The following is an 18423-nucleotide window of genomic DNA, read 5'->3' on the forward strand; positions in this document are numbered from 1 at the left end:
ATGCCTTTAACCTATACTTCCCAAACCTACGCAAGTTGAAAAACCAATAACCAGCACCAATATACCAGATAGCAACCAAGCCCAGCTTTTGTTGATAATAGCCGCAATGATACAAACAAACACATGCACAACTATGATAAACGCGTCGAAAATAAGACCAACTTCATTCCCCCCAAGCCTGCATAATAGTGTATATATAATCAAGGCCAATATATTGTAGCCCACTATTTTCATATTGACATTCTGGCTTTCAGGCTGTTCTGACGGCGGATTGCTCCCTCTTGCAGCCAAATCTTTATCTATATTATCGTCTTCCATCATATTGCCATTTCGTTTCTTAGCTGTTCCAGGTATTCCCGTTTATCATCGCGGTAAAAAATGTTCATGGTTTCAAAGGGAATGATCTGCATATCCTTATTCACGATATGTACACATGATTTTTTGATAGCGCGCACATCAAAGTTCTGTGCGTCGATAAACTGCATAATGATCACCCTGAACAAATTATCATAGCTCAAACTCGGCGCGTCAATCTCCGGCAGGCAGCATAACAACGAATGCAGATGCTCCTTTGCTTTATCCACCGAATTACCGGTACTGAACATATTGAGCAGATGCCCTTTCAGACGTTCGTCCTGTTCGTAAACGATGGTGTTTTTGGAGTTATCCAGCAAATCGTCCGGATTGATCATTCGGGTTAGTGGTATTACTTCACCGCCCAGTTTCAACGCGTAGCCCATCACCAGCGCATCGGGATTGCAGGGTACCGGGATCAGGTCGTTATGGTTAAATACCTTAGTTTGCTCCAATATGGCGCTACGTACTTCGGTTAGGGTATAGCGGTCGGTTTTTTCATTAAAGTTTTCCAAACGGCCTGCCTGCTGCGTAGGCTGAAACGTTACACCACGTACACACGGTTGTTGCAGGGCGTATTCTATAATTTTGCCTATCTCATCGGTATTTAATCCTTTTTGCAGGGTCACTACCAGCGTAGTCGATAGGTTATACTTGTTCAAATGTTCCAGTGCTTTAAGCCTTACCTCGCGCAGGTCTTCCCCCCGCAATTGCTCCAGGGCTTCTTTTTTGAACGAATCAAACTGCAGGTAAATCTCAAAGTCGGGCATATAGGTAGCCAGGCGTTTTACAAACTGCTCATCTTTAGCTATGCGAATGCCATTGGTATTCACCATCAGGTGTTTGATGGGTTTGGTTTTGGCAATATCCAGGATCTCAAAAAACTGCGGGTGCACGGTGGGTTCGCCGCCGCTTATCTGCACCACATCGGGGTTTCCTTCGTTGGCCACCACTACATCAAGCATTTGCTCAATTTCGGTCAAGGTGCGGTGCCTTCCGTAACTTGGCGACGACATGGCATAGCACGTGGGGCAGCTTAAATTACACCTATCGGTAACTTCCACCACGGTAAGGCAGGAATGCTGCTCATGATCCTGGCACAAACCACAATCATACGGACAGCCATAATGGGTTTTGGTATTAAATTTCAGCGGCATTTCACTGCGCTTGGCGTAGTTGCGGCAGTTTTTATAATAGGCTATATCAGTAGCTATCAATACTTTTTCGAAACCATGCCGACGGCAGTTTTTAAGCATGTACACTTTATCGTCCTCAAAAACTATCTTGGCATCAACCCTGCGCAAACAGGTGGAGCAAATGCTCTGTGTAAAATCATAATAAACATACGGGCGTTCAGGCATGGTTTTTCAGGAGTTTGGCTGGATACAGAAATACTTTATAATAATACAAAATCCCGCCGATACAAACCAACTGAATTACCGATAAACCAAAGCTAAAGAAATAGTCGGGCTTAATAAACTCAACCAACAGCCTGAACAGCAGATAGCTTACCATAAATAATTTAAAACGGGCACCATCGGCAAAGGGGTGCTTTTTTTCAACCAGCTGCAGTACAATCCAAAGCAGCAGCCAAAAAACAATCTCGTATAAATTGGTAGGATGCCTGCGGATACCATCGCCAAAGTTAATGGCCCAGGGCAGATTGGAGGCGATGCCATAGGTGCCATCTTCTAACCCGGCAAGGAAACAGCCGGTACGCCCGATGATCATGGCCAGTATAAGCGGGTAAACCATCATATCGCCGGAGGATATGGTTACTCCTATCTGTTTTTTGGTGAGCTCTACTCCTATCAATCCACCCAGCATACCGCCAACAATGGTTTTATTACCCATAAAATAGATTAACCCAAAGTGCGACAATAACGTGGGGTTCTCCAATACACCCACCACATGCGAACCGATAAAAGCCCCGAAAGCCGCACCTATAAATATCAGCAGCCGGTTATGATCGCTGATCTGGTCGACCGTGTGGCGGCGCAGATACACATAATACCGGTAACCCACAAAATAGCTCAGGGTTTCGCACACAAAATGTACGGGAATGGACGATGAATGACCTATGGGGATGTTGACGGGAAAGTGCAAGATGTGTAAATGTTATAGCAAGAGCAATGTACCAATTCATGGTATCATTTTAAAATGCTCGCCGATTTTATTGTCCGGAATAGACTCACCCCGGCATCGCTGCGCTTGCCGACCCTCTCTACACCTGCGGTGCAAAGAGGGTAAAGACCTTTTTATTCTTTTATATTTTCTTTGTATTTTTCCCCAACCCTCTTTGCGACGAAGTCGTAGAGAGGGTGACCGAGCGCAGCGATGGTCGGGTGAGTCTTTTCTGAAACTATTTTTTAACTTTAAAAATGCCATCCATAATCGATCTTTGCCGCGAATTAAGACGACGTGAAACCGAAGCAGAGAAGCTATTATGGCAACATCTCAGGAATAGAAAATTGTGCGAAAGGAAGTTTTTCCGCCAGCATCCTCTTTTGATACAATCAATCTTAGGCAGAAACTTATATTATATTCCAGATTTTTATTGTGCAGAAGCAAAATTAGTAATCGAAGCCGATGGCCCGGTTCATCTGTATAAAAAAGATTATGATAAAAACAGGGACGAAGTGATGACCACATTGGGATTACGCATTCTAAGATTTGAAAATAAGATGGTATTAAATAATGTTGATGGGGTTTTAAATTCTATAAAAGAAGTCTTATTGTCCTGAAAAGACTCACCCCAGCATCGCTTCGCTCGCCGACCCTCTCTACGACTTCGTCGCAAAGAGGGTAAGCCGCTTTTATTCTCATATATTTTCTTAACTTTTCTTCCTAAACCCTCTTTATGGCAAAGCCATAGAGAGGGTGACCGAGCGCAGCGATGGTCGGGTGAGTCTCTTCATGAACTTTTTTTTTCAAAACCCTCTTTGCGACGAAGTCGTAGAGAGGGTGACCAAGCGCAGCGATGGTCGGGTGAGTCTCTTCATGAACTTTTTTTCCAAAAACCCTCTTTGCGACGAAGTCGTAGAGAGGGTGACCGAGCGAAGCGATGGTCGGGTGAGTCTCTTCATGAACTTTTTTTCCAAAAACCCTCTTTGCGACGAAGTCGTAGAGAGGGTGACCGAGCGAAGCGATGGTCGGGTGAGTCTCCTCATGAACTTTTTTTCCAAAAACCCTCTTTGCGACGAAGTCGTAGAGAGGGTGACCAAGCGCAGCGATGGTCGGGTGAGTCTTCTGCACCTTTTTAAAACTCCCTCAAAAAATACCGCTATCCTTTGTATATTGTGGCCTTAAAATCCCTACATGAAATTAAAATTTACCGGCTTTGCCTTGTTGGCCCTATTTGCCGTTTCGGCACAGGCGCAGCAACGAAAGATCAACCCTAACGATACCACCTCCAACTACAATCCTGCCGAAGCATTTTCACCGCAGTTTTATACCGATAAGGGTACTGATTTTCATTCGGCCAGTGGCAATCCGGGTCCGCGGTACTGGCAAAACCGGGCAAATTATACCTTAAACGTAAAACTGGATACCGCAGCCAAAACCATTGGCGGTACCGAAACTATCGATTATATTAATAACAGTCCGGATGCGCTGCCTTTCCTGTGGCTGCAACTGGATCAAAACACCTATAAAAAAGATGCACGCTCCAATTTCGTGACTGGTTTTGCGCCCAAACCGGCCGATCATACCGATGGCTATCAAATTGAATCGGTTGCTGTTGAAGAAGGCGGTATAAGCAAAGAAGTAAAATATGTGATCACTGACACGCGTATGCAGATCCGCCTGCCCAAAGCGGTCTCAGTTAAAGGGAATATCCGCCTCAAAATTAAATACCATTATACTATTCCCGGAGCTTTTGGCGGTCGTACCGATTATACCGATACCAAAAACGGCAAGATCTTTGAAATTGCCCAATGGTTCCCGCGTATGTGCGTGTATGATGATAGTCGCGGCTGGGATACCTTGCCATTTTTGGGCAGCGGCGAGTTTTACCTGGATTATGGCGATATCGACTATAGCGTAAACGTACCCTGGGACATGATCGTGGCCGGATCGGGCGAGTTACAGAACCCAAGGGAAGTATTGACTGCCAAACAATTAGCGCGACTGGAAACTGCCCGCAACAGCGATAAAACCATTATGATCCGCGATCTGGGCGAGGTGAACGATCCGGCAAGTCGCCCGGTACAAAAAGGCACGCTTACCTGGCATTTTAAAATGCTCAACACCCGCGATGTGGCCTTTGGCGCATCCAAAGCTTTTATATGGGATGCCGCGCGTGTGAACTTGCCCGAAGGCAAAAAATCGCTGGCTATGAGCGTTTATCCTGCCGAAAGTTATGGTAACGATGCCTGGGGCCGTGCAACCGAATACCTCAAAAAATCAATCGAATATTTTTCAGAGAAATGGTTTGTTTATCCATATCCCGTTGCTGTTAACGAGGCTGGTATTGCCGGTGGCATGGAATACCCAGGCATTGTGTTTGACGGTATTACCGATAAGGGTGCTGTATTGTATTGGGTAACCGCGCATGAGATCGGCCATAACTGGTTCCCGATGATCGTAGGATCTGACGAGCGCCGCTTTGGCTGGATGGACGAAGGTTTGAACACATTTATTGATATTTACGCTTCTGACGCCTTTAACAAAGGCGAATTTGCCCCTAAACGCGACAGCGAGTATGCCGAAAAAGGCGGTAACCCTGCCGATGAGATCATTCCATTTATCACTGCCCCGGGATCACCAAGTATCATGACCGCGGCTGATGGCCTTGCCGAAAAATACCGTCACCCTCTCACCTATTTTAAACCAGCTTTCGGTCTGGTTTTGCTGCGCGAGCAGATCCTGGGTAAAGACAAATTTGACTATGCTTTCCGTAACTACATCCATCAGTGGGCATACAAACACCCACAACCCGATGACTTTTTCCGCTCCATAGAAAACGGTGCCGGCGAAGATCTGAGCTGGTTTTGGAAAGGCTGGTTCTACAACAACTGGACGTTCGACCTGGCCCTGATTGATGCCAAACAGGTAGATAATAAAGGCGTAAGCATCACCGTAGTGAATAAAGAAAAACTGCCCATGCCATTCACTATCGAAGTAAAATATAAAGACGGCAGCAAAAACCGCACCTACCTGCCGGTTGAAACCTGGCTGCAAAACAAACAGATCACCCTTACCCTGCACGGCACCCAGGAAGCCGAAAGCGTAACTGTTGATCCGGATAATGCACTACCTGATTTGAACAGGAGCAATAATACATTGAAGGTGAAGTAGTGAGTAATCAGTTGGGAGTGGTGAGTATTAAGTATTAATCTCCGCTGTCATCTCGAACGAGGTACGAGGAGAGATCTTTAAGCGGGATTACTAAAACATTAGTCGACTCACCGACCATCGCTACGCTTGGTCACCTCTCTTCGCCTGCGGCGGAAAGAGGGAATTTAAAAAATGGGGGTTGTTTTGTCATCCTGAGGAACGAAGGATCTATTCTTGAATTGATAAACTACAGAACAGCTGCTTCGCTCCGTTCAGTATGACAAATATTTTCGCCAGCCCTCTTTCTAGCGAAGCTGAAAGAGGGTCGGCAAGCGCAGCGATGCTGGGGTGAGTCGTCTTCAGCGTGCAGGTTTCCATCACCATACTTATCCATAAATTTTCGTACATTGTATAAAACAACAGCCCGGTTCTCCAATCCAAGAGAACCGGGCTGTTTGGTTAAGGATAAAAAGGCCTAAAAACAGGCCATTTGGTATTCAGTTATTTGACAATCAAAAAGTTAATACTTCTTAAAGTTTTAAAAACACCTCAAAACCGTGTTGAAATTTGTTAAAAAGTGTTAAATAAAAAGTGTTAAAATCGATGGTTTTGAATGAATTTTGAGCGGTTTCCAGGCCGTTTTTGAATCGAAAAATGTTAAAATCTGGGGTTTAAAAAGGTTTCTTTTGAGGAAATTTTTTTAGCCGATTTAGAATCCTAAAAATAAGTTTCAAAAAGCAACCTCATTAATTTGTCAATCTTACAATCCACATGAAACTATTCATCATCTAAAGTTTTATCTTTGTTAAATGAACACAGCCGATCTGTTGCAACGCGCTTTGCGGTTTGATTTTTTAACCCAGGACGAAGGGGTTTATCTATATAACAATGCCTCTACTGCCGATTTGATGTACACTGCCAACGAACTGCGTAAAAAGCAGGTTCCGCATGGCAAGGTTACCTGGCAGATAGACCGTAACGTGAACACCACCAATGTTTGTATAGCCAATTGCAAGTTCTGTAACTTTTTCCGCAGGCCTGGCCATGAGGATAGCTATATTACTGATATTGAGACTTATAAAAAGAAGATCGAGGAAACTTTCCGCTATGGCGGCGATCAGTTGCTGCTGCAAGGCGGTCATCACCCCGATTTGGGTCTTCAATTTTATACCGATTTGTTCAGGGAGCTGAAACAGTTGTATCCTAAGTTAAAACTGCACTCCTTAGGTCCGCCGGAGATAGCCCACGTAGCCAAACTGGAAGGTATGGCCCATATTGACGTACTCAGGGCTATGAAAGAAGCTGGCCTGGATTCATTACCAGGTGCCGGCGCCGAGATTCTGAATGACCGTGTTCGCCGACTGATATCAAAAGGTAAATGCGGTGGTAAAGAGTGGCTCGATGTAATGCGCGCGGCACACCAACTTAACCTGCCTACATCCGCTACCATGATGTTTGGGCATATTGAAACTATCGAGGAGCGCTTTGAACACCTGGTTTGGATCCGCGAAGTACAAGCCGAAAAACCGGAAGGTGCCCATGGCTTTGTAGCCTTTATCCCCTGGCCTTTCCAGGACGATGGCACCCTGTTACGTAAAGTAAGAGGCATTACCAACAACGTAACCGGCGACGAATATATCCGTATGATAGCGCTGAGCCGTATCATGCTGCCCAATATCAAAAACATACAGGCATCATGGCTCACCGTAGGTAAACAGGTGGCACAGATCTGTTTACATGCCGGTGCTAATGACTTTGGATCTATCATGATCGAAGAAAATGTGGTATCCGCAGCTGGGGCACCACATAGGTTTACCGCCAAAGGCATCCAGGACTCTATCAAAGAAGCTGGTTTTGAGCCACAACTGCGTACACAGAAATACGACTGGCGCGATATCCCCGCCGAAATTGAAGAACAGATTATAAACTATTAAAGTGAGTGGTGAATAGGGAGTGGTGAGTGAAAAATGGGGAGTTATCTAACCATTCACAGCTCACTATTCACCACTCACTATTCACCACTCACCACTCACAAAAATGGAGCATCATATAGAGGCATTAATTTTCGCGTCGGAACAGGGTATTCGCATGGAGGAGATCATGTATTGCCTGCAAGCTGCCTTTGAGCGCGATTTCACTGCCGACGAGGTCAATGAAAGTTTAACTGCTATCAAAAACAAATATAGTAATGATAGCCTGGCTATTGAGTTGGTTAAAATTAACAATGGATACCAGTTTCTAACCAAAAAACAGTATCACCCGGTTATCAATTTATTACAGCTGCAGCGCTCTAAAAAAAGGCTTAGTCAGGCGGCTTTAGAAACACTGGCTATTATTGCTTATAAGCAGCCGGTAACCAAAACTGATGTTGAACAGATACGCGGTGTAAATTGCGATTACTCAATACAAAAATTACTGGAAAAAGAACTGATAGCCATAACCGGGAAGTCTGAAAGCGTTGGAAAACCCATTCTATATGGTACCAGCAACATGTTTATGGACTATTTTGGCATAAATAGCATAGATGAATTACCTCAAATTAAGGATTTTACAACGAACACAGCATCCATAGGCGAACAAACAGAATAATTTTAAAAGATATTTTTAATAAAAATGATTTTAATTATTTTTACTACTGAATTAGCCGCCAGAAGTAAAAAAACAACCTAAGGCCGATTTAAATTATATTGATAAAGTTTTACTAAAAAAATCCGTTACAATGGGAACGCCAAAAAAACCGAGCACTAAAAAGATCGACAACTCAGAAGACGAAAATGATGACGACGATGATCTATCGCTTACTCCGAAAAAGAAAAAAGTGGTTGATGAGGATGAGGACGATTATGATCAACCCTTAGATGATGATTTGGGCAGAGCAGGGTATGAGTCTTTTGACGATGATGACGACGACGACTTTTAATTTTTAAGATACACATTTTTACAAAAGCATTCAGTGGCATGCCCTGAATGCTTTTTTTTATATTTGGCCGTGAGCAACATCCCTATGACCACTACAGAAGTAAAAGACACCACCACCCAAAAAGCATTTTTAAACGTAGCCCGTGTTATTTATAAAGATGATAAAACCTGGGTTTGTCCGCTTGATAATGATATTGAAGCCGTATTTGATCCAACAAAAAATAACTTTCACCAGGATGGAAAATGCTCACGCTGGATACTCACCGATAATAATAACCGGTTAATTGGCCGCGTTGCGGCATTTATTAATAACAAAAAGGCCTATCATTATGAACAGCCAACAGGCGGCATGGGCTTTTTTGAATGTATTAATAACCAGGACGCCGCCTTTTTACTGTTTGATACCGCTAAAAAGTGGCTGCAGGATAACGGCATGCAAGCCATGGACGGCCCTATCAATTTTGGTGAAAATGATAATTTTTGGGGACTGTTGGTTGAAGGCTTTACCCATCCCTCTTATGGGATGAATTATAATCCCCCCTATTATCGGGCTTTTTTTGAGGCTTACGGTTTTAAAACACTTTACGAACAGATAACCAATCATTTAGATGTGCACAAGCCATTTTCAGAGAGGTTTACCAAAATTGCCAATTGGGTGATCAAGAAACCGGGATATGATTTCCGGCATTTCAGGGTAAAGGAAATGGAAAAGTTTGCTGCCGATTTCATAGAAATATACAATGACGCCTGGCAAGATTTCGAAAATTTTGTCCCCATTACGCATGCGACTATAGCCGAAAGTTTTGAGAAAATGAAACCATTGATGGATGAAAAACTGATATGGTTTGCTTATATAGATGATGAACCTGCATCATTTATCATCATTTTGCCAGACGCTAATCAGATGCTCAAACCGCTTAACGGAAAATTAAATTTAATAGGCAAACTTAAATTTTTGTATTACCGCTGGAAGGGCGTATCCCGCATGCGAGCCATTGTTATGGGTACCAAACAAAAGTTTCAGAAGCATGGTTTGGAGTCAGCCATATTTATCAAATTAAAGGAATATGTTTTGCCTTTAAAGCAATATGACGAATTGGAATTATCCTGGGTTGGTGATTTTAATGAGAAAATGATTGCCATACACAGTGCAGTTGGGGCTACATTTGGCAAAAAGCATTTAACAATGCGTTACATTTTTTAACTAAGCCCGGCATTACACCGGGCCTTAAATTATGCAGTAGCTTTTGAGTGTCTTAATTCTTCAAAAAGTTCGATCACCTTTTTTTGCAGATCAATAACTTCTGTTTCCCGATCCATTAACCGCTTGTTAACGGTTTCAAGTTCATTTACAAATTTTTGATCCTGTTCGGCATCGTTAAACGTAAGAAGCTGAACTACAGACATTTCGAACAAAGTTGCGATTTGCTCAAGCCTCGATAAATTGATGTCGGTTATTCCAGTTTCAATCTTCGAAAAGGCTGGAATAGAGATATCCAAACGTTTTGCAACATCTTCCTGGCTCCACCCTTTTTGATGACGTAACAGTCTGATTTTTTTCCCAAGTGTTTTCATGTAAGTTTAATAATAGTAATAGTTAGGTTTCGCGAAAGTTAATTACTTTACAATAGTATTTATTATTACGCTAATTATCAACTAATTTGCACTTTTTTTTATTTAAAAGTGAAACTTTTTTAAACATTCTTCGTTTAACGTTTTTTTTACCGCGCAAAGAGTATTCTTAACAATCATTAAATCAGCGCATTAATTCTTAATTAAGTTATTATTCATCATTGAAAAGTAATTTAATGTTAAAATAATCAAAATTTACCTGGTTATAAAATATATATTTTACTTTTGTACTGTAACTTTTTTAATTACAGATGAACGGGCAATTTCAGATAGCTATTCACATTCTCACTCTGCTTGAACAGGCCAATGGCGAGCTTTTATCGTCTGAATATATTGCTGGCAGCATCAACATTAATCCGGCATTAGTACGTAAAGAGATACGCAACCTGCGCAATTATGGATTGATTAACAGTAAAGAAGGAAAAACAGGCGGTTATAGCCTCGGTAAAGCTCCGGATAACATTGCCTTGGCTGATGTATATAAGGCTGTAAAAAGCCATCCGGCACTTGGACAGGCCAAAAATCTACCCAATCCTGCCTGCGCTATTGGCAGGCAGATCAACCAGCATCTGGATGCTTTAGCCACAGAAGTAGACACGGCTATCATCGGTAAATTAACAAAAATCACTCTGGCAGATTTTAGTCAAAAATTTAAATAATTTTTTTTAAACAAAACTGTAACAAATTTAATTACAATATAAAAATAAATCCATTATGAAATTAGCACTGATAGGCGCCACAGGTAACGTAGGACAAACCATTTTAAACGAAGCGCTATTACGAGGTCATGAAGTAACAGCCATTGCCCGCGATCCAAAAAAATTGGATATAACCAATGATAAACTAACATTGAAAGCTGTTGATGTATTCAACATTGATAGTCTGGCTGATGTGCTTAAAGGTCACGATGCAGTAGTAAGCGCTTACAATTCAGGTTGGACAAACCCTAACATTTATGATGACTTTATTGCTGGTTCTAAAGCTATTCAGCAGGCAGTAAAACAAGCAGGTGTTAAGCGCTTATTGGTTATTGGCGGTGCCGGAAGCCTGGAAATTACGCCTGGTGTTCAATTGGTTGACTCTCCAAACTTTCCGGCAGCCTACAAGCCAGGTGCTTCGGCCGCCCGTGATTATTTGAATATTCTTCGTAGAGAAGAAGATCTGGATTGGACATTTTTAAGTCCGGCCATAAACATGCATCCCGACGCGCATGGCGAACCGTTAAGAAAATTCCGCTTAGGTACCGATCAGCCGGTATTTAATGAAAAAGGAGAAAACAATATTCTTATTGAAGACCTGGCTGTGGCTGTTATTGATGAACTGGAAAACAATCAGTTTATAAAACGCAGGTTTACCGTAGGCTATTAATACAGCAATGCCGCTGTTAAGTACTACTATGCGACCAACAGCGGCATTTAAATATCTAATAACTACTTTACAAATTTAGCAGCTACCCAATCATTCGTTTTTTTATGCGAGATATATTTTAAACCATATTTTCTCGCCTCATCGGTAATGATTTCCAGGTCAGGAGATTCATAGAAACCGCTGAAATAAATCTCTCCTCCGGGCTTTAATGTCGCGGCATAGCGCTCCATTTGGTCAAGCAGGATATTGCGGTTAATATTAGCCAGTATAGTATCATACTGTTCATTCGGGATCGCCTCTTTTGAACCGCACAGCGGAATGATATTGGTTACATGATTGAGGGCCGAGTTTTCAATTGTGCTGTCATAGCATACCGGGTCATAATCAATCGCGGTAACTTCTGCGGCGTTTAGTTTTGCAGCCATAATGGCGAGGATACCTGTGCCACAACCCATATCAAGCACTTTTTTACCTGAAAAATCATTTTCTAATATGAATTCCAGCATCATGGATGTGGTTTGGTGATGACCTGTGCCAAAAGCCATTTTCGGATCGATCACGATCTCATATGGAAACTCAGGTTTGGCCGGATGAAATGTTGCACGCACATAAATCTTATTCCCTATCTCAATGGGTTCAAAATTACTTTCCCATACTTCGTTCCAGTTTTTTTGTGGTATAAAGTTTATCTCATAGCTAAAAGTGAACATGTCCTGATATGGTAGCAGATGCTCTTTTAATTGTTGTTCATCAAAATCATTTGTAGGGATATATGCCTTAAAGCCAAATTCAACCTCTTCAAAAGTATCAAAACCTATCTCGCCCAAAGCATTGATCAGCAAGTCCTGCTGGTAATCTTCGGTGGTTATGGTAGTAAAAAGTAGTTCGTAATAATTCATTTATTATTAATAAGTCATTATGTAGCCTATTCCTATGCCGGAATCTCCACTTCTGCAGGCGCCGGTGGCTTAACAAACCTGCGCCGGTCGATCAAAAACAGGATAACAAAGGTAAAAACCCAGTAAAAAAGCTGAATTTCGGACATATACCACCAAAAGCTGTAAAATGGCGCCGTCCCTTCGGTTTGATCCCATATGATATAACTGATACCCCCCGCGAAAGCTATACAAACCGCCGCAATACAGCCCCCGATAATCAAACGGGCTTTAAAGCTTTTTATAGCATAATTATCCCATAATGGCACCACAATAATGTATTGAGTTAAAATACCAACCGCAAGCAGCAGGGGCCAGAATAGATGAAAGTAAGCCATTAAACTATATAAGTTACCCTCGCCTATCTCAATCAGCTTCATGGGATGGGTAGGCATATTGTACTCCACCACGGCCCAATAAATGCCGAAATCAATTAAAATGGGTAAAATAACTTTTAATAGCTTCCTCATGATTAGATATGAGTATGGAGATATTGAGATCTGAAATTATTTTTATCTAACATCACAAATCTGTTTCTGTTTGCCATCAGCATAAGTGCATTGTTATCTCAATACTCATACCTCAATCTAATTAATTGAATACTTTTACAATGTCCACAAAATCGCGCGATTTAAGGGAAGCGCCGCCTATTAAACCACCATCAATATCAGGTTGAGCAAACAACTCAGGTGCGTTTTTAGGGGTGCAGCTGCCTCCATATAAAATAGTGGTATTATCAGCTACTTCCTGGTTGTATTTAGCAGCAATCTCTTTCCGGATAAACGCATGTATTTCCTGTGCCTGCTCTGATGACGCAGTTACACCTGTACCAATAGCCCAAACCGGCTCGTAAGCGATAACTAACTTTGAAAAGTGCGCCGCATCCAGGTGAAATACGCCTTCAGCAAGCTGGCTTTTGATCACATCAAAATGCTTGTTAGCTTCGCGTTCCTGTAAAGTTTCGCCGATACAGAATATAGGGCGAAGATCATTTGCCAGTACCGTATCTGTTTTTTTTGCAAGCAGTTCATTACTTTCACCAAAATACTGGCGACGCTCTGAGTGACCAAGGATCACATAAGCAGCGCCTATTGATTTGATCATTTTGGCAGATATTTCGCCGGTATATGCCCCTGATTCTGCCTGATGTGCATTCTGAGCTCCTAACGAAACTTTAGTATATCCTTTTGCCAATTGTACCAGGCTATGCAGGTGGATAAATGGACTGCAGATAACCGCTTCCTGTGTACCGGTAGCTTCATCTTTTATCATGTTGATGATTTCAGAAAATACGCCTAAACCTTCGTTATAGTCAAGATTCATTTTCCAGTTACCGGCAACAATTTTTTTTCTCATGATGGTGTTTTTTATGATTGTTTTTATTGAGTTGATAAATTATTGAGAGACGCAAATATTCGTCTTTACAGATATATCCGCTTAAAATTTCCTGTATTCTTCGGTTAATTCAAATATTCGCTTCAACAAATCTTTCTCCATTTGGTTAAACTGGCGATGCTCCCGGCGTTCAAAAACCTTCTGAGCAGTTTCGAGCATTTTGTTGAGCTCGTAAACCTCAAGACCTGCCGCTCCGCCCCAGGAAAAGTCGGGGATAAAGTTACGCGGAAAACCCGCGCCAAAAACATTGCACCCTACCCCTACTACGCTTCCGGTATTGAACATGGTATTAATGCCGCATTTAGCATGATCGGCCATAATCAGACCACAAAATTGCAGACCTGTTTTACGGAAGCCCTTCGTAGTATAATCCCACAACTTAACCTCGGCATAGTTATTTTTGAGGTTGGAGTTATTGGAATCGGCTCCAATATTGCACCACTCGCCCAGTACAGAATTACCCAGGTAACCCTCATGTCCTTTGGATGAATAACCCCACATTACCGCATTGTTTATCTCACCTCCCACACGCGAATATGGCCCAACCGTTGTAGCGCCGTAGATCTTTGTGCCCATTTTCACCTGTGAATGTTCGCAAATAGCAAAAGCGCCGCGAATGTGGGTACCTTCCCAAACTTCGGTATCGTTTGACAAGTATATAGGGCCATTCGTGGTATTGAATGTTGAACATTCGGCAACTGCACCTTCTTCGGCAAAAAAATCGTTACCAATAATAACGTTTGTGGCGCTTATGGTTGTGCTGGTACGGCCTTTGGTAAGTAGCTGAAAATCCTTACGCAGTTCGATGTCATTTTTCCGGAAAACATCCTCGGGATAACGAATAGCGACAAAAAGATTTGGGTAATTAACAATACTGTCAAATTTAGCTTCCGGATCAAAACTACCTGCATTGGTTTGGTTTAGTTTTACTGCCAGTAATTGATCATTATATTTAAGCGCTTCACCCGTTTTTAATTTATCAATAGCTTCCAGCAGGCTCTCGTCAGGGCAAACAGCTCCGTTTATAAATAAATTATCGGTGTCGATCTTAGCTGGATACTTTGTCTGTAAATAATCAGCAGTATGAAAAGAATGATCTGTATTTAAATGCTTTGCCCATTTCTCGGCTATGGTTAATATACCTATCCGCAGATCGGCAACAGGCCGGGTATAAGTAAGGGGCAGTAGCGTTTGGCGTGCGTTATCGTCAAAAAGGATAATAGACATGGAGCAAAAATAAAAAAAGTCGCCCGATGTATCGGGCGACTTTTAAATATTTAATTCAACAAGTAATTATTTCTTGTTGTAACGTGAGCGGAATTTATCGATACGTCCTGCAGTATCAACCAGTTTCATTTTACCGGTATAAAAAGGGTGAGATGTATGCGAAATTTCTAATTTCACTAATGGATACTCATTACCGTCTTCCCATTTTACGGATTCACGGGTATCGATGCAGGATTTAGTTATGAAAGAATAGTCGTTTGACATGTCTTTGAATACAACTAATCTATAGTTTGATGGATGCAGATCTTTTTTCATTATATATAAACTTATACCTTCTGTACTTTTTAAAAGAGGCGCAAATATAATCAAAAATTCAAAATTAAAAAGTCAAAAAGCTAAAAGTTTTATTTGATATTAAAATCAGCTAACAAAATTGGAGAACTGTCTGTGATTGAGCGCAAACCATTATCCAATCTTATGCTATTTTTATTTCCTGGCACAATTCTACCAGTACCCCACCCGCGCTTTTTGGATGCACAAAACATACCAGTTTGTTATCGGCACCGGGTTTTGGTTTATCGCTTAAGAGCACAAAGCCTTCATTTTTCAGCCTTAACATTTCTGCCTCAATATCATCAACCTCAAAAGCGATGTGGTGTATCCCTTCGCCCTTTTTTGCTATAAATTTAGCTATCGGGCTATCGGCGTGTGTAGCTTGCAACAATTCTATTTTATTAGGACCGGTTTTCAAAAAAGCGGTCTCCACCCCTTCCTGTTCCACCAATTCTGTTTTATAAATGCCGGTATTTAGCAACTTTTCATATATATCACTCGCTGTTTTAATATCACTTACCGCAATACCGATATGTTCAACTTTGTTCATGTCCAAATATTGTAAATTAATGGTCAGGATTAATAATTTGCCGTTTGTTTTGAATGAATTTAAATAAAAACTTGCGTATCTTTGTTCTGTTAATATACTTAAGATATGAATATCCCAATTTATTTAGATAATAATGCAACAACTCCGATGGATCCGCGGGTCCTGGAAGCTATGTTACCTTATTTTAACGAAAAATTCGGTAATGCGGCAAGCCGTAACCATGCTTTTGGCTGGGTGGCTGAAGAGGCTGTTGATTATGCACGTGAGCAGGTAGCCAAATTAATTGGCGCATCTGATAAGGAGATCATTTTCACTTCGGGCGCTACTGAATCAGATAACCTTGCAATTAAAGGCGTATTTGAAATGTATAAAGATAAAGGTAACCACATTATCACTGCTGTTACAGAACATAAAGCTGTGCTTGATGCCTGTAAACACGTAGAAAAATTGGGAGGAAAGGTTACCTATCTGCCGGTAAAAGAAGATGGATTGATTGATCTGGCTGAACTGGAAAAAAATATGACACCAGAAACCATCCTGGTATCGATCATGTACGGCAACAATGAGATCGGTGTAATTCAGCCGGTTAAAGAAATTGCTGCTATTGCACACAAACATGGCGCATTGTTTATGACAGATGCTACCCAGGCTGTTGGTAAAATACCGGTTGACGTTAATGCTGATGGCATTGACCTGCTGGCTTTATCGGCACACAAAATATACGGTCCTAAAGGTGTTGGCGCCTTATACGTACGTCGTAAAGGCCCGCGTGTTAAAGTTACCGCTCAAATGGACGGTGGAGGCCATGAACGTGGTATGCGTTCAGGCACCTTGAACGTTCCTGGTATTGTTGGTTTAGGTAAAGCCTGTGAGCTTTGCGCTCTGGAAATGGAAAGCGAAGCAAAACGTCTTTCAGCTTTACGCGACAAACTGCAATCAGCGTTAACCGTACTGGAAGAAAGCTATGTAAACGGGAATGTAGAACATCGCCTGCCGCATGTAGCCAATATCTCCTTTAAATATGTTGAAGGTGAAGGCTTAATGATGGCTATGAAAGATCTTGCTGTATCATCCGGATCAGCCTGTACATCAGCTTCACTGGAGCCGTCATACGTACTGAAAAGCTTAGGTTTATCAGATGATCTGGCACACTCGTCTATCCGTTTTGGCTTAGGCAGGTTCACTACCGAAGAAGAAGTTGATTACGCCGTTGAAGTAACCAAAAAAGCGGTTACCCACCTGCGTGAACTATCACCGCTTTGGGAAATGTTTAAAGAAGGCATCGACCTTAACTCTATTGAGTGGGCAGAACATTAATAAAATATGCAGATGTGCAGATTCCAAATGTGCAGATGCTTTAAAAGATAAAATATTACGAGTTCAGATTATTCAATAATTCATTAACTCACTAATTCAATAATTAAAAGAAAATGGCATATTCAGATAAAGTAATCGATCATTATACTAATCCCCGCAATGTGGGAACTTTGGATAAAAGCAGCCACAAAGTTGGTACCGGCTTAGTAGGTGCACCTGAGTGCGGCGACGTAATGCGCCTGCAAATACAGGTGGATGATAACAATGTTATCACCGATGCAAAATTTAAAACTTTCGGATGCGGTTCGGCTATCGCTTCTTCATCTTTAGCCACGGAGTGGTTAAAAGGTAAAAGCATCGACGACGCGATGAAAATTGACAACATGGATATCGTTGAAGAGTTGGCTCTGCCACCTGTTAAAATCCACTGTTCAGTATTAGCAGAAGATGCTATCAAAGCTGCGATCAATGATTTCCGTGTAAAAAACGGCTTAGCGCCAATTGAAAGCGAAAAAGTACATCATTAATTAGATTTGAGATATTAGATATGAGATTTGAGATTTTGTGCTAACCCGGAAAATATTTTTTAAGTCTAATATCTAACATCTCATATCTCACATCTAAAACAATATGGTAACTGTAACTGATAAAGCAAAAAGCAAAATAGAACACCTGATACAGGATTCAGGGCTTGATGCCTCTTATTTCCTGCGTGTATCTGTTCAGGGTGGTGGCTGCTCAGGTTTATCTTATAATCTTGATTTTGATAACGAAGAGAAAAAAGGCGACCAGTTTTTTGAAGATAAAGGTGTTCGTTTCGCACTTGATATGAAGTCATTCCTGTACCTTGCCGGTACCGAACTTGATTTTTCTGATGGTTTGAACGGAAAGGGCTTTGCATTCAATAACCCTAACGCAAGCCGTACATGTGGTTGCGGCGAAAGCTTCTCTGTATAAAAATTACTATAAATGATATTAAAAGAGGCTCCAAATTGGAGCCTCTTTTGTTTTTATGGTTAGCTTTATATTCATAATTAACATGTCATTGCTGTAAGGGTTTAGTAATTCGAGGACAAACTAGGGGGTTTATTTTTGGTTGTTTAGGGTGATCATATC

The 18423-nt window shown here is 41.6% G+C and carries 22 protein-coding genes; 11 read left to right on the top strand and 11 right to left on the bottom strand.

The window, feature by feature from the left end:
- Window positions 1–6: 6 nt before the first annotated feature.
- From AB6735_RS26330 to AB6735_RS26340, 3 genes are read right to left on the bottom strand one after another with little or no spacing between them, the layout of a single operon-like run.
- Entirely contained in the window at window positions 7–321 is a 315-nt protein-coding gene (locus AB6735_RS26330) for a hypothetical protein (protein ID WP_370999176.1), read from the bottom strand.
- Window positions 318–1715 carry a radical SAM protein gene (locus AB6735_RS26335; RefSeq protein ID WP_370999177.1) on the bottom strand — a complete coding sequence of 466 codons (1398 nt, stop codon included), beginning with the start codon at window positions 1713–1715 and terminating at the stop codon, window positions 318–320. Before AB6735_RS26335 ends, AB6735_RS26330 begins: the two co-directional genes overlap by 4 nt.
- The gene (locus AB6735_RS26340; RefSeq protein WP_370999178.1) at window positions 1708–2460 is read right to left on the bottom strand and encodes a prolipoprotein diacylglyceryl transferase; all 753 of its coding nucleotides are present in this window, start codon (window positions 2458–2460) and stop codon (window positions 1708–1710) included. Before AB6735_RS26340 ends, AB6735_RS26335 begins: the two co-directional genes overlap by 8 nt.
- Window positions 2461–2735: 275 nt before the next feature.
- On the opposite strand from AB6735_RS26340, the gene AB6735_RS26345 reads away from it, so the two are divergent.
- Entirely contained in the window at window positions 2736–3098 is a 363-nt protein-coding gene (locus AB6735_RS26345) for an endonuclease domain-containing protein (protein ID WP_370999179.1), read from the top strand.
- A gap of 103 nt (window positions 3099–3201) precedes the next feature.
- On the opposite strand, the gene AB6735_RS26350 is transcribed toward AB6735_RS26345, so the two are convergent.
- The gene (locus AB6735_RS26350; protein WP_370999180.1) at window positions 3202–3609 is read right to left on the bottom strand and encodes a hypothetical protein; all 408 of its coding nucleotides are present in this window, start codon (window positions 3607–3609) and stop codon (window positions 3202–3204) included.
- A gap of 63 nt (window positions 3610–3672) precedes the next feature.
- Between AB6735_RS26350 and AB6735_RS26355 the strand changes: the two genes are divergently transcribed.
- From AB6735_RS26355 to AB6735_RS26375, 5 genes are all read left to right on the top strand, one after another.
- Window positions 3673–5652: a M1 family metallopeptidase gene (locus AB6735_RS26355; RefSeq protein ID WP_370999181.1), complete on the top strand. Its 1980-nt coding sequence runs from the start codon at window positions 3673–3675 to the stop codon at window positions 5650–5652.
- A gap of 788 nt (window positions 5653–6440) precedes the next feature.
- On the top strand, window positions 6441–7565 hold the full coding sequence (gene mqnC, locus AB6735_RS26360) for a cyclic dehypoxanthinyl futalosine synthase (protein ID WP_370999182.1): 1125 nt from the start codon (window positions 6441–6443) through the stop codon (window positions 7563–7565).
- Between the two features lie 103 nt (window positions 7566–7668).
- A complete protein-coding gene (gene scpB, locus AB6735_RS26365) occupies window positions 7669–8220 on the top strand; it encodes an SMC-Scp complex subunit ScpB (RefSeq protein WP_370999183.1) in 552 nt (183 codons plus the stop codon).
- A gap of 130 nt (window positions 8221–8350) precedes the next feature.
- Window positions 8351–8551: a hypothetical protein gene (locus AB6735_RS26370; RefSeq protein ID WP_370999184.1), complete on the top strand. Its 201-nt coding sequence runs from the start codon at window positions 8351–8353 to the stop codon at window positions 8549–8551.
- An 84-nt stretch (window positions 8552–8635) separates the two neighbouring features.
- Window positions 8636–9754 carry a GNAT family N-acetyltransferase gene (locus tag AB6735_RS26375; protein WP_370999185.1) on the top strand — a complete coding sequence of 373 codons (1119 nt, stop codon included), beginning with the start codon at window positions 8636–8638 and terminating at the stop codon, window positions 9752–9754.
- Between the two features lie 29 nt (window positions 9755–9783).
- Here the strand turns inward: AB6735_RS26375 and AB6735_RS26380 are convergent, their stop codons facing one another.
- Window positions 9784–10125: a helix-turn-helix domain-containing protein gene (locus tag AB6735_RS26380; protein WP_076378169.1), complete on the bottom strand. Its 342-nt coding sequence runs from the start codon at window positions 10123–10125 to the stop codon at window positions 9784–9786.
- 308 nt (window positions 10126–10433) lie between these two features.
- Between AB6735_RS26380 and AB6735_RS26385 the strand changes: the two genes are divergently transcribed.
- A complete protein-coding gene (locus tag AB6735_RS26385; RefSeq protein WP_370999186.1) occupies window positions 10434–10841 on the top strand; it encodes an Rrf2 family transcriptional regulator in 408 nt (135 codons plus the stop codon).
- A 55-nt stretch (window positions 10842–10896) separates the two neighbouring features.
- Window positions 10897–11550, top strand: a complete 654-nt coding sequence (locus AB6735_RS26390; RefSeq protein WP_370999187.1) for an NAD(P)-dependent oxidoreductase — start codon at window positions 10897–10899, stop codon at window positions 11548–11550.
- 62 nt (window positions 11551–11612) lie between these two features.
- Here the strand turns inward: AB6735_RS26390 and prmA are convergent, their stop codons facing one another.
- The 6 genes from prmA to mce all read right to left on the bottom strand — a co-directional run bounded on the left by prmA (window position 11613) and on the right by mce (window position 15990).
- Complete coding sequence (gene prmA / locus AB6735_RS26395) at window positions 11613–12449, bottom strand: 50S ribosomal protein L11 methyltransferase (protein ID WP_370999188.1); 837 nt, start codon at window positions 12447–12449, stop codon at window positions 11613–11615.
- A gap of 32 nt (window positions 12450–12481) precedes the next feature.
- Window positions 12482–12955: a hypothetical protein gene (locus AB6735_RS26400; protein WP_370999189.1), complete on the bottom strand. Its 474-nt coding sequence runs from the start codon at window positions 12953–12955 to the stop codon at window positions 12482–12484.
- Window positions 12956–13076: 121 nt separating this feature from the next.
- Window positions 13077–13841 carry a triose-phosphate isomerase gene (gene tpiA / locus AB6735_RS26405; protein ID WP_370999190.1) on the bottom strand — a complete coding sequence of 255 codons (765 nt, stop codon included), beginning with the start codon at window positions 13839–13841 and terminating at the stop codon, window positions 13077–13079.
- A gap of 81 nt (window positions 13842–13922) precedes the next feature.
- Window positions 13923–15107 (bottom strand): GlmU family protein, encoded by a 1185-nt coding sequence (locus AB6735_RS26410; protein ID WP_370999191.1) that lies wholly within the window; start codon window positions 15105–15107, stop codon window positions 13923–13925.
- Between the two features lie 66 nt (window positions 15108–15173).
- Window positions 15174–15422, bottom strand: a complete 249-nt coding sequence (locus tag AB6735_RS26415) for a type B 50S ribosomal protein L31 (protein ID WP_166087813.1) — start codon at window positions 15420–15422, stop codon at window positions 15174–15176.
- Between the two features lie 160 nt (window positions 15423–15582).
- Window positions 15583–15990 (bottom strand): methylmalonyl-CoA epimerase, encoded by a 408-nt coding sequence (gene mce, locus AB6735_RS26420; RefSeq protein ID WP_370999192.1) that lies wholly within the window; start codon window positions 15988–15990, stop codon window positions 15583–15585.
- Between the two features lie 105 nt (window positions 15991–16095).
- On the opposite strand from mce, the gene AB6735_RS26425 reads away from it, so the two are divergent.
- From AB6735_RS26425 to AB6735_RS26435, 3 genes are all read left to right on the top strand, one after another.
- On the top strand, window positions 16096–17307 hold the full coding sequence (locus AB6735_RS26425; RefSeq protein ID WP_370999193.1) for an IscS subfamily cysteine desulfurase: 1212 nt from the start codon (window positions 16096–16098) through the stop codon (window positions 17305–17307).
- 113 nt (window positions 17308–17420) lie between these two features.
- Window positions 17421–17834: a Fe-S cluster assembly scaffold IscU gene (iscU, locus tag AB6735_RS26430; RefSeq protein ID WP_076378185.1), complete on the top strand. Its 414-nt coding sequence runs from the start codon at window positions 17421–17423 to the stop codon at window positions 17832–17834.
- A 103-nt stretch (window positions 17835–17937) separates the two neighbouring features.
- On the top strand, window positions 17938–18264 hold the full coding sequence (locus AB6735_RS26435) for a HesB/IscA family protein (protein WP_370999194.1): 327 nt from the start codon (window positions 17938–17940) through the stop codon (window positions 18262–18264).
- The last annotated feature ends 159 nt before the right edge of the window (window positions 18265–18423 follow it).

Source organism: Mucilaginibacter sp. RCC_168, from assembly GCF_041355315.1.
Taxonomy (GTDB): domain Bacteria; phylum Bacteroidota; class Bacteroidia; order Sphingobacteriales; family Sphingobacteriaceae; genus Mucilaginibacter.

Excerpts from the sequence above, each read along its gene's own strand:
- AB6735_RS26330 (WP_370999176.1), bottom strand. The coding sequence starts at position 321 with ATGATGGAAGACGATAATATAGATAAAGATTTGGCTGCAAGAGGGAGC.
- AB6735_RS26335 (WP_370999177.1), bottom strand. The coding sequence starts at position 1,715 with ATGCCTGAACGCCCGTATGTTTATTATGATTTTACACAGAGCATTTGC.
- AB6735_RS26345 (WP_370999179.1), top strand. The coding sequence starts at position 2,736 with ATGCCATCCATAATCGATCTTTGCCGCGAATTAAGACGACGTGAAACC.
- AB6735_RS26355 (WP_370999181.1), top strand. The coding sequence starts at position 3,673 with ATGAAATTAAAATTTACCGGCTTTGCCTTGTTGGCCCTATTTGCCGTT.
- mqnC (WP_370999182.1), top strand. The coding sequence starts at position 6,441 with ATGAACACAGCCGATCTGTTGCAACGCGCTTTGCGGTTTGATTTTTTA.
- scpB (WP_370999183.1), top strand. The coding sequence starts at position 7,669 with ATGGAGCATCATATAGAGGCATTAATTTTCGCGTCGGAACAGGGTATT.
- AB6735_RS26370 (WP_370999184.1), top strand. The coding sequence starts at position 8,351 with ATGGGAACGCCAAAAAAACCGAGCACTAAAAAGATCGACAACTCAGAA.
- AB6735_RS26375 (WP_370999185.1), top strand. The coding sequence starts at position 8,636 with ATGACCACTACAGAAGTAAAAGACACCACCACCCAAAAAGCATTTTTA.
- AB6735_RS26380 (WP_076378169.1), bottom strand. The coding sequence starts at position 10,125 with ATGAAAACACTTGGGAAAAAAATCAGACTGTTACGTCATCAAAAAGGG.
- AB6735_RS26385 (WP_370999186.1), top strand. The coding sequence starts at position 10,434 with ATGAACGGGCAATTTCAGATAGCTATTCACATTCTCACTCTGCTTGAA.
- AB6735_RS26390 (WP_370999187.1), top strand. The coding sequence starts at position 10,897 with ATGAAATTAGCACTGATAGGCGCCACAGGTAACGTAGGACAAACCATT.
- prmA (WP_370999188.1), bottom strand. The coding sequence starts at position 12,449 with ATGAATTATTACGAACTACTTTTTACTACCATAACCACCGAAGATTAC.
- AB6735_RS26400 (WP_370999189.1), bottom strand. The coding sequence starts at position 12,955 with ATGAGGAAGCTATTAAAAGTTATTTTACCCATTTTAATTGATTTCGGC.
- tpiA (WP_370999190.1), bottom strand. The coding sequence starts at position 13,841 with ATGAGAAAAAAAATTGTTGCCGGTAACTGGAAAATGAATCTTGACTAT.
- AB6735_RS26410 (WP_370999191.1), bottom strand. The coding sequence starts at position 15,107 with ATGTCTATTATCCTTTTTGACGATAACGCACGCCAAACGCTACTGCCC.
- AB6735_RS26415 (WP_166087813.1), bottom strand. The coding sequence starts at position 15,422 with ATGAAAAAAGATCTGCATCCATCAAACTATAGATTAGTTGTATTCAAA.
- mce (WP_370999192.1), bottom strand. The coding sequence starts at position 15,990 with ATGAACAAAGTTGAACATATCGGTATTGCGGTAAGTGATATTAAAACA.
- AB6735_RS26425 (WP_370999193.1), top strand. The coding sequence starts at position 16,096 with ATGAATATCCCAATTTATTTAGATAATAATGCAACAACTCCGATGGAT.
- iscU (WP_076378185.1), top strand. The coding sequence starts at position 17,421 with ATGGCATATTCAGATAAAGTAATCGATCATTATACTAATCCCCGCAAT.
- AB6735_RS26435 (WP_370999194.1), top strand. The coding sequence starts at position 17,938 with ATGGTAACTGTAACTGATAAAGCAAAAAGCAAAATAGAACACCTGATA.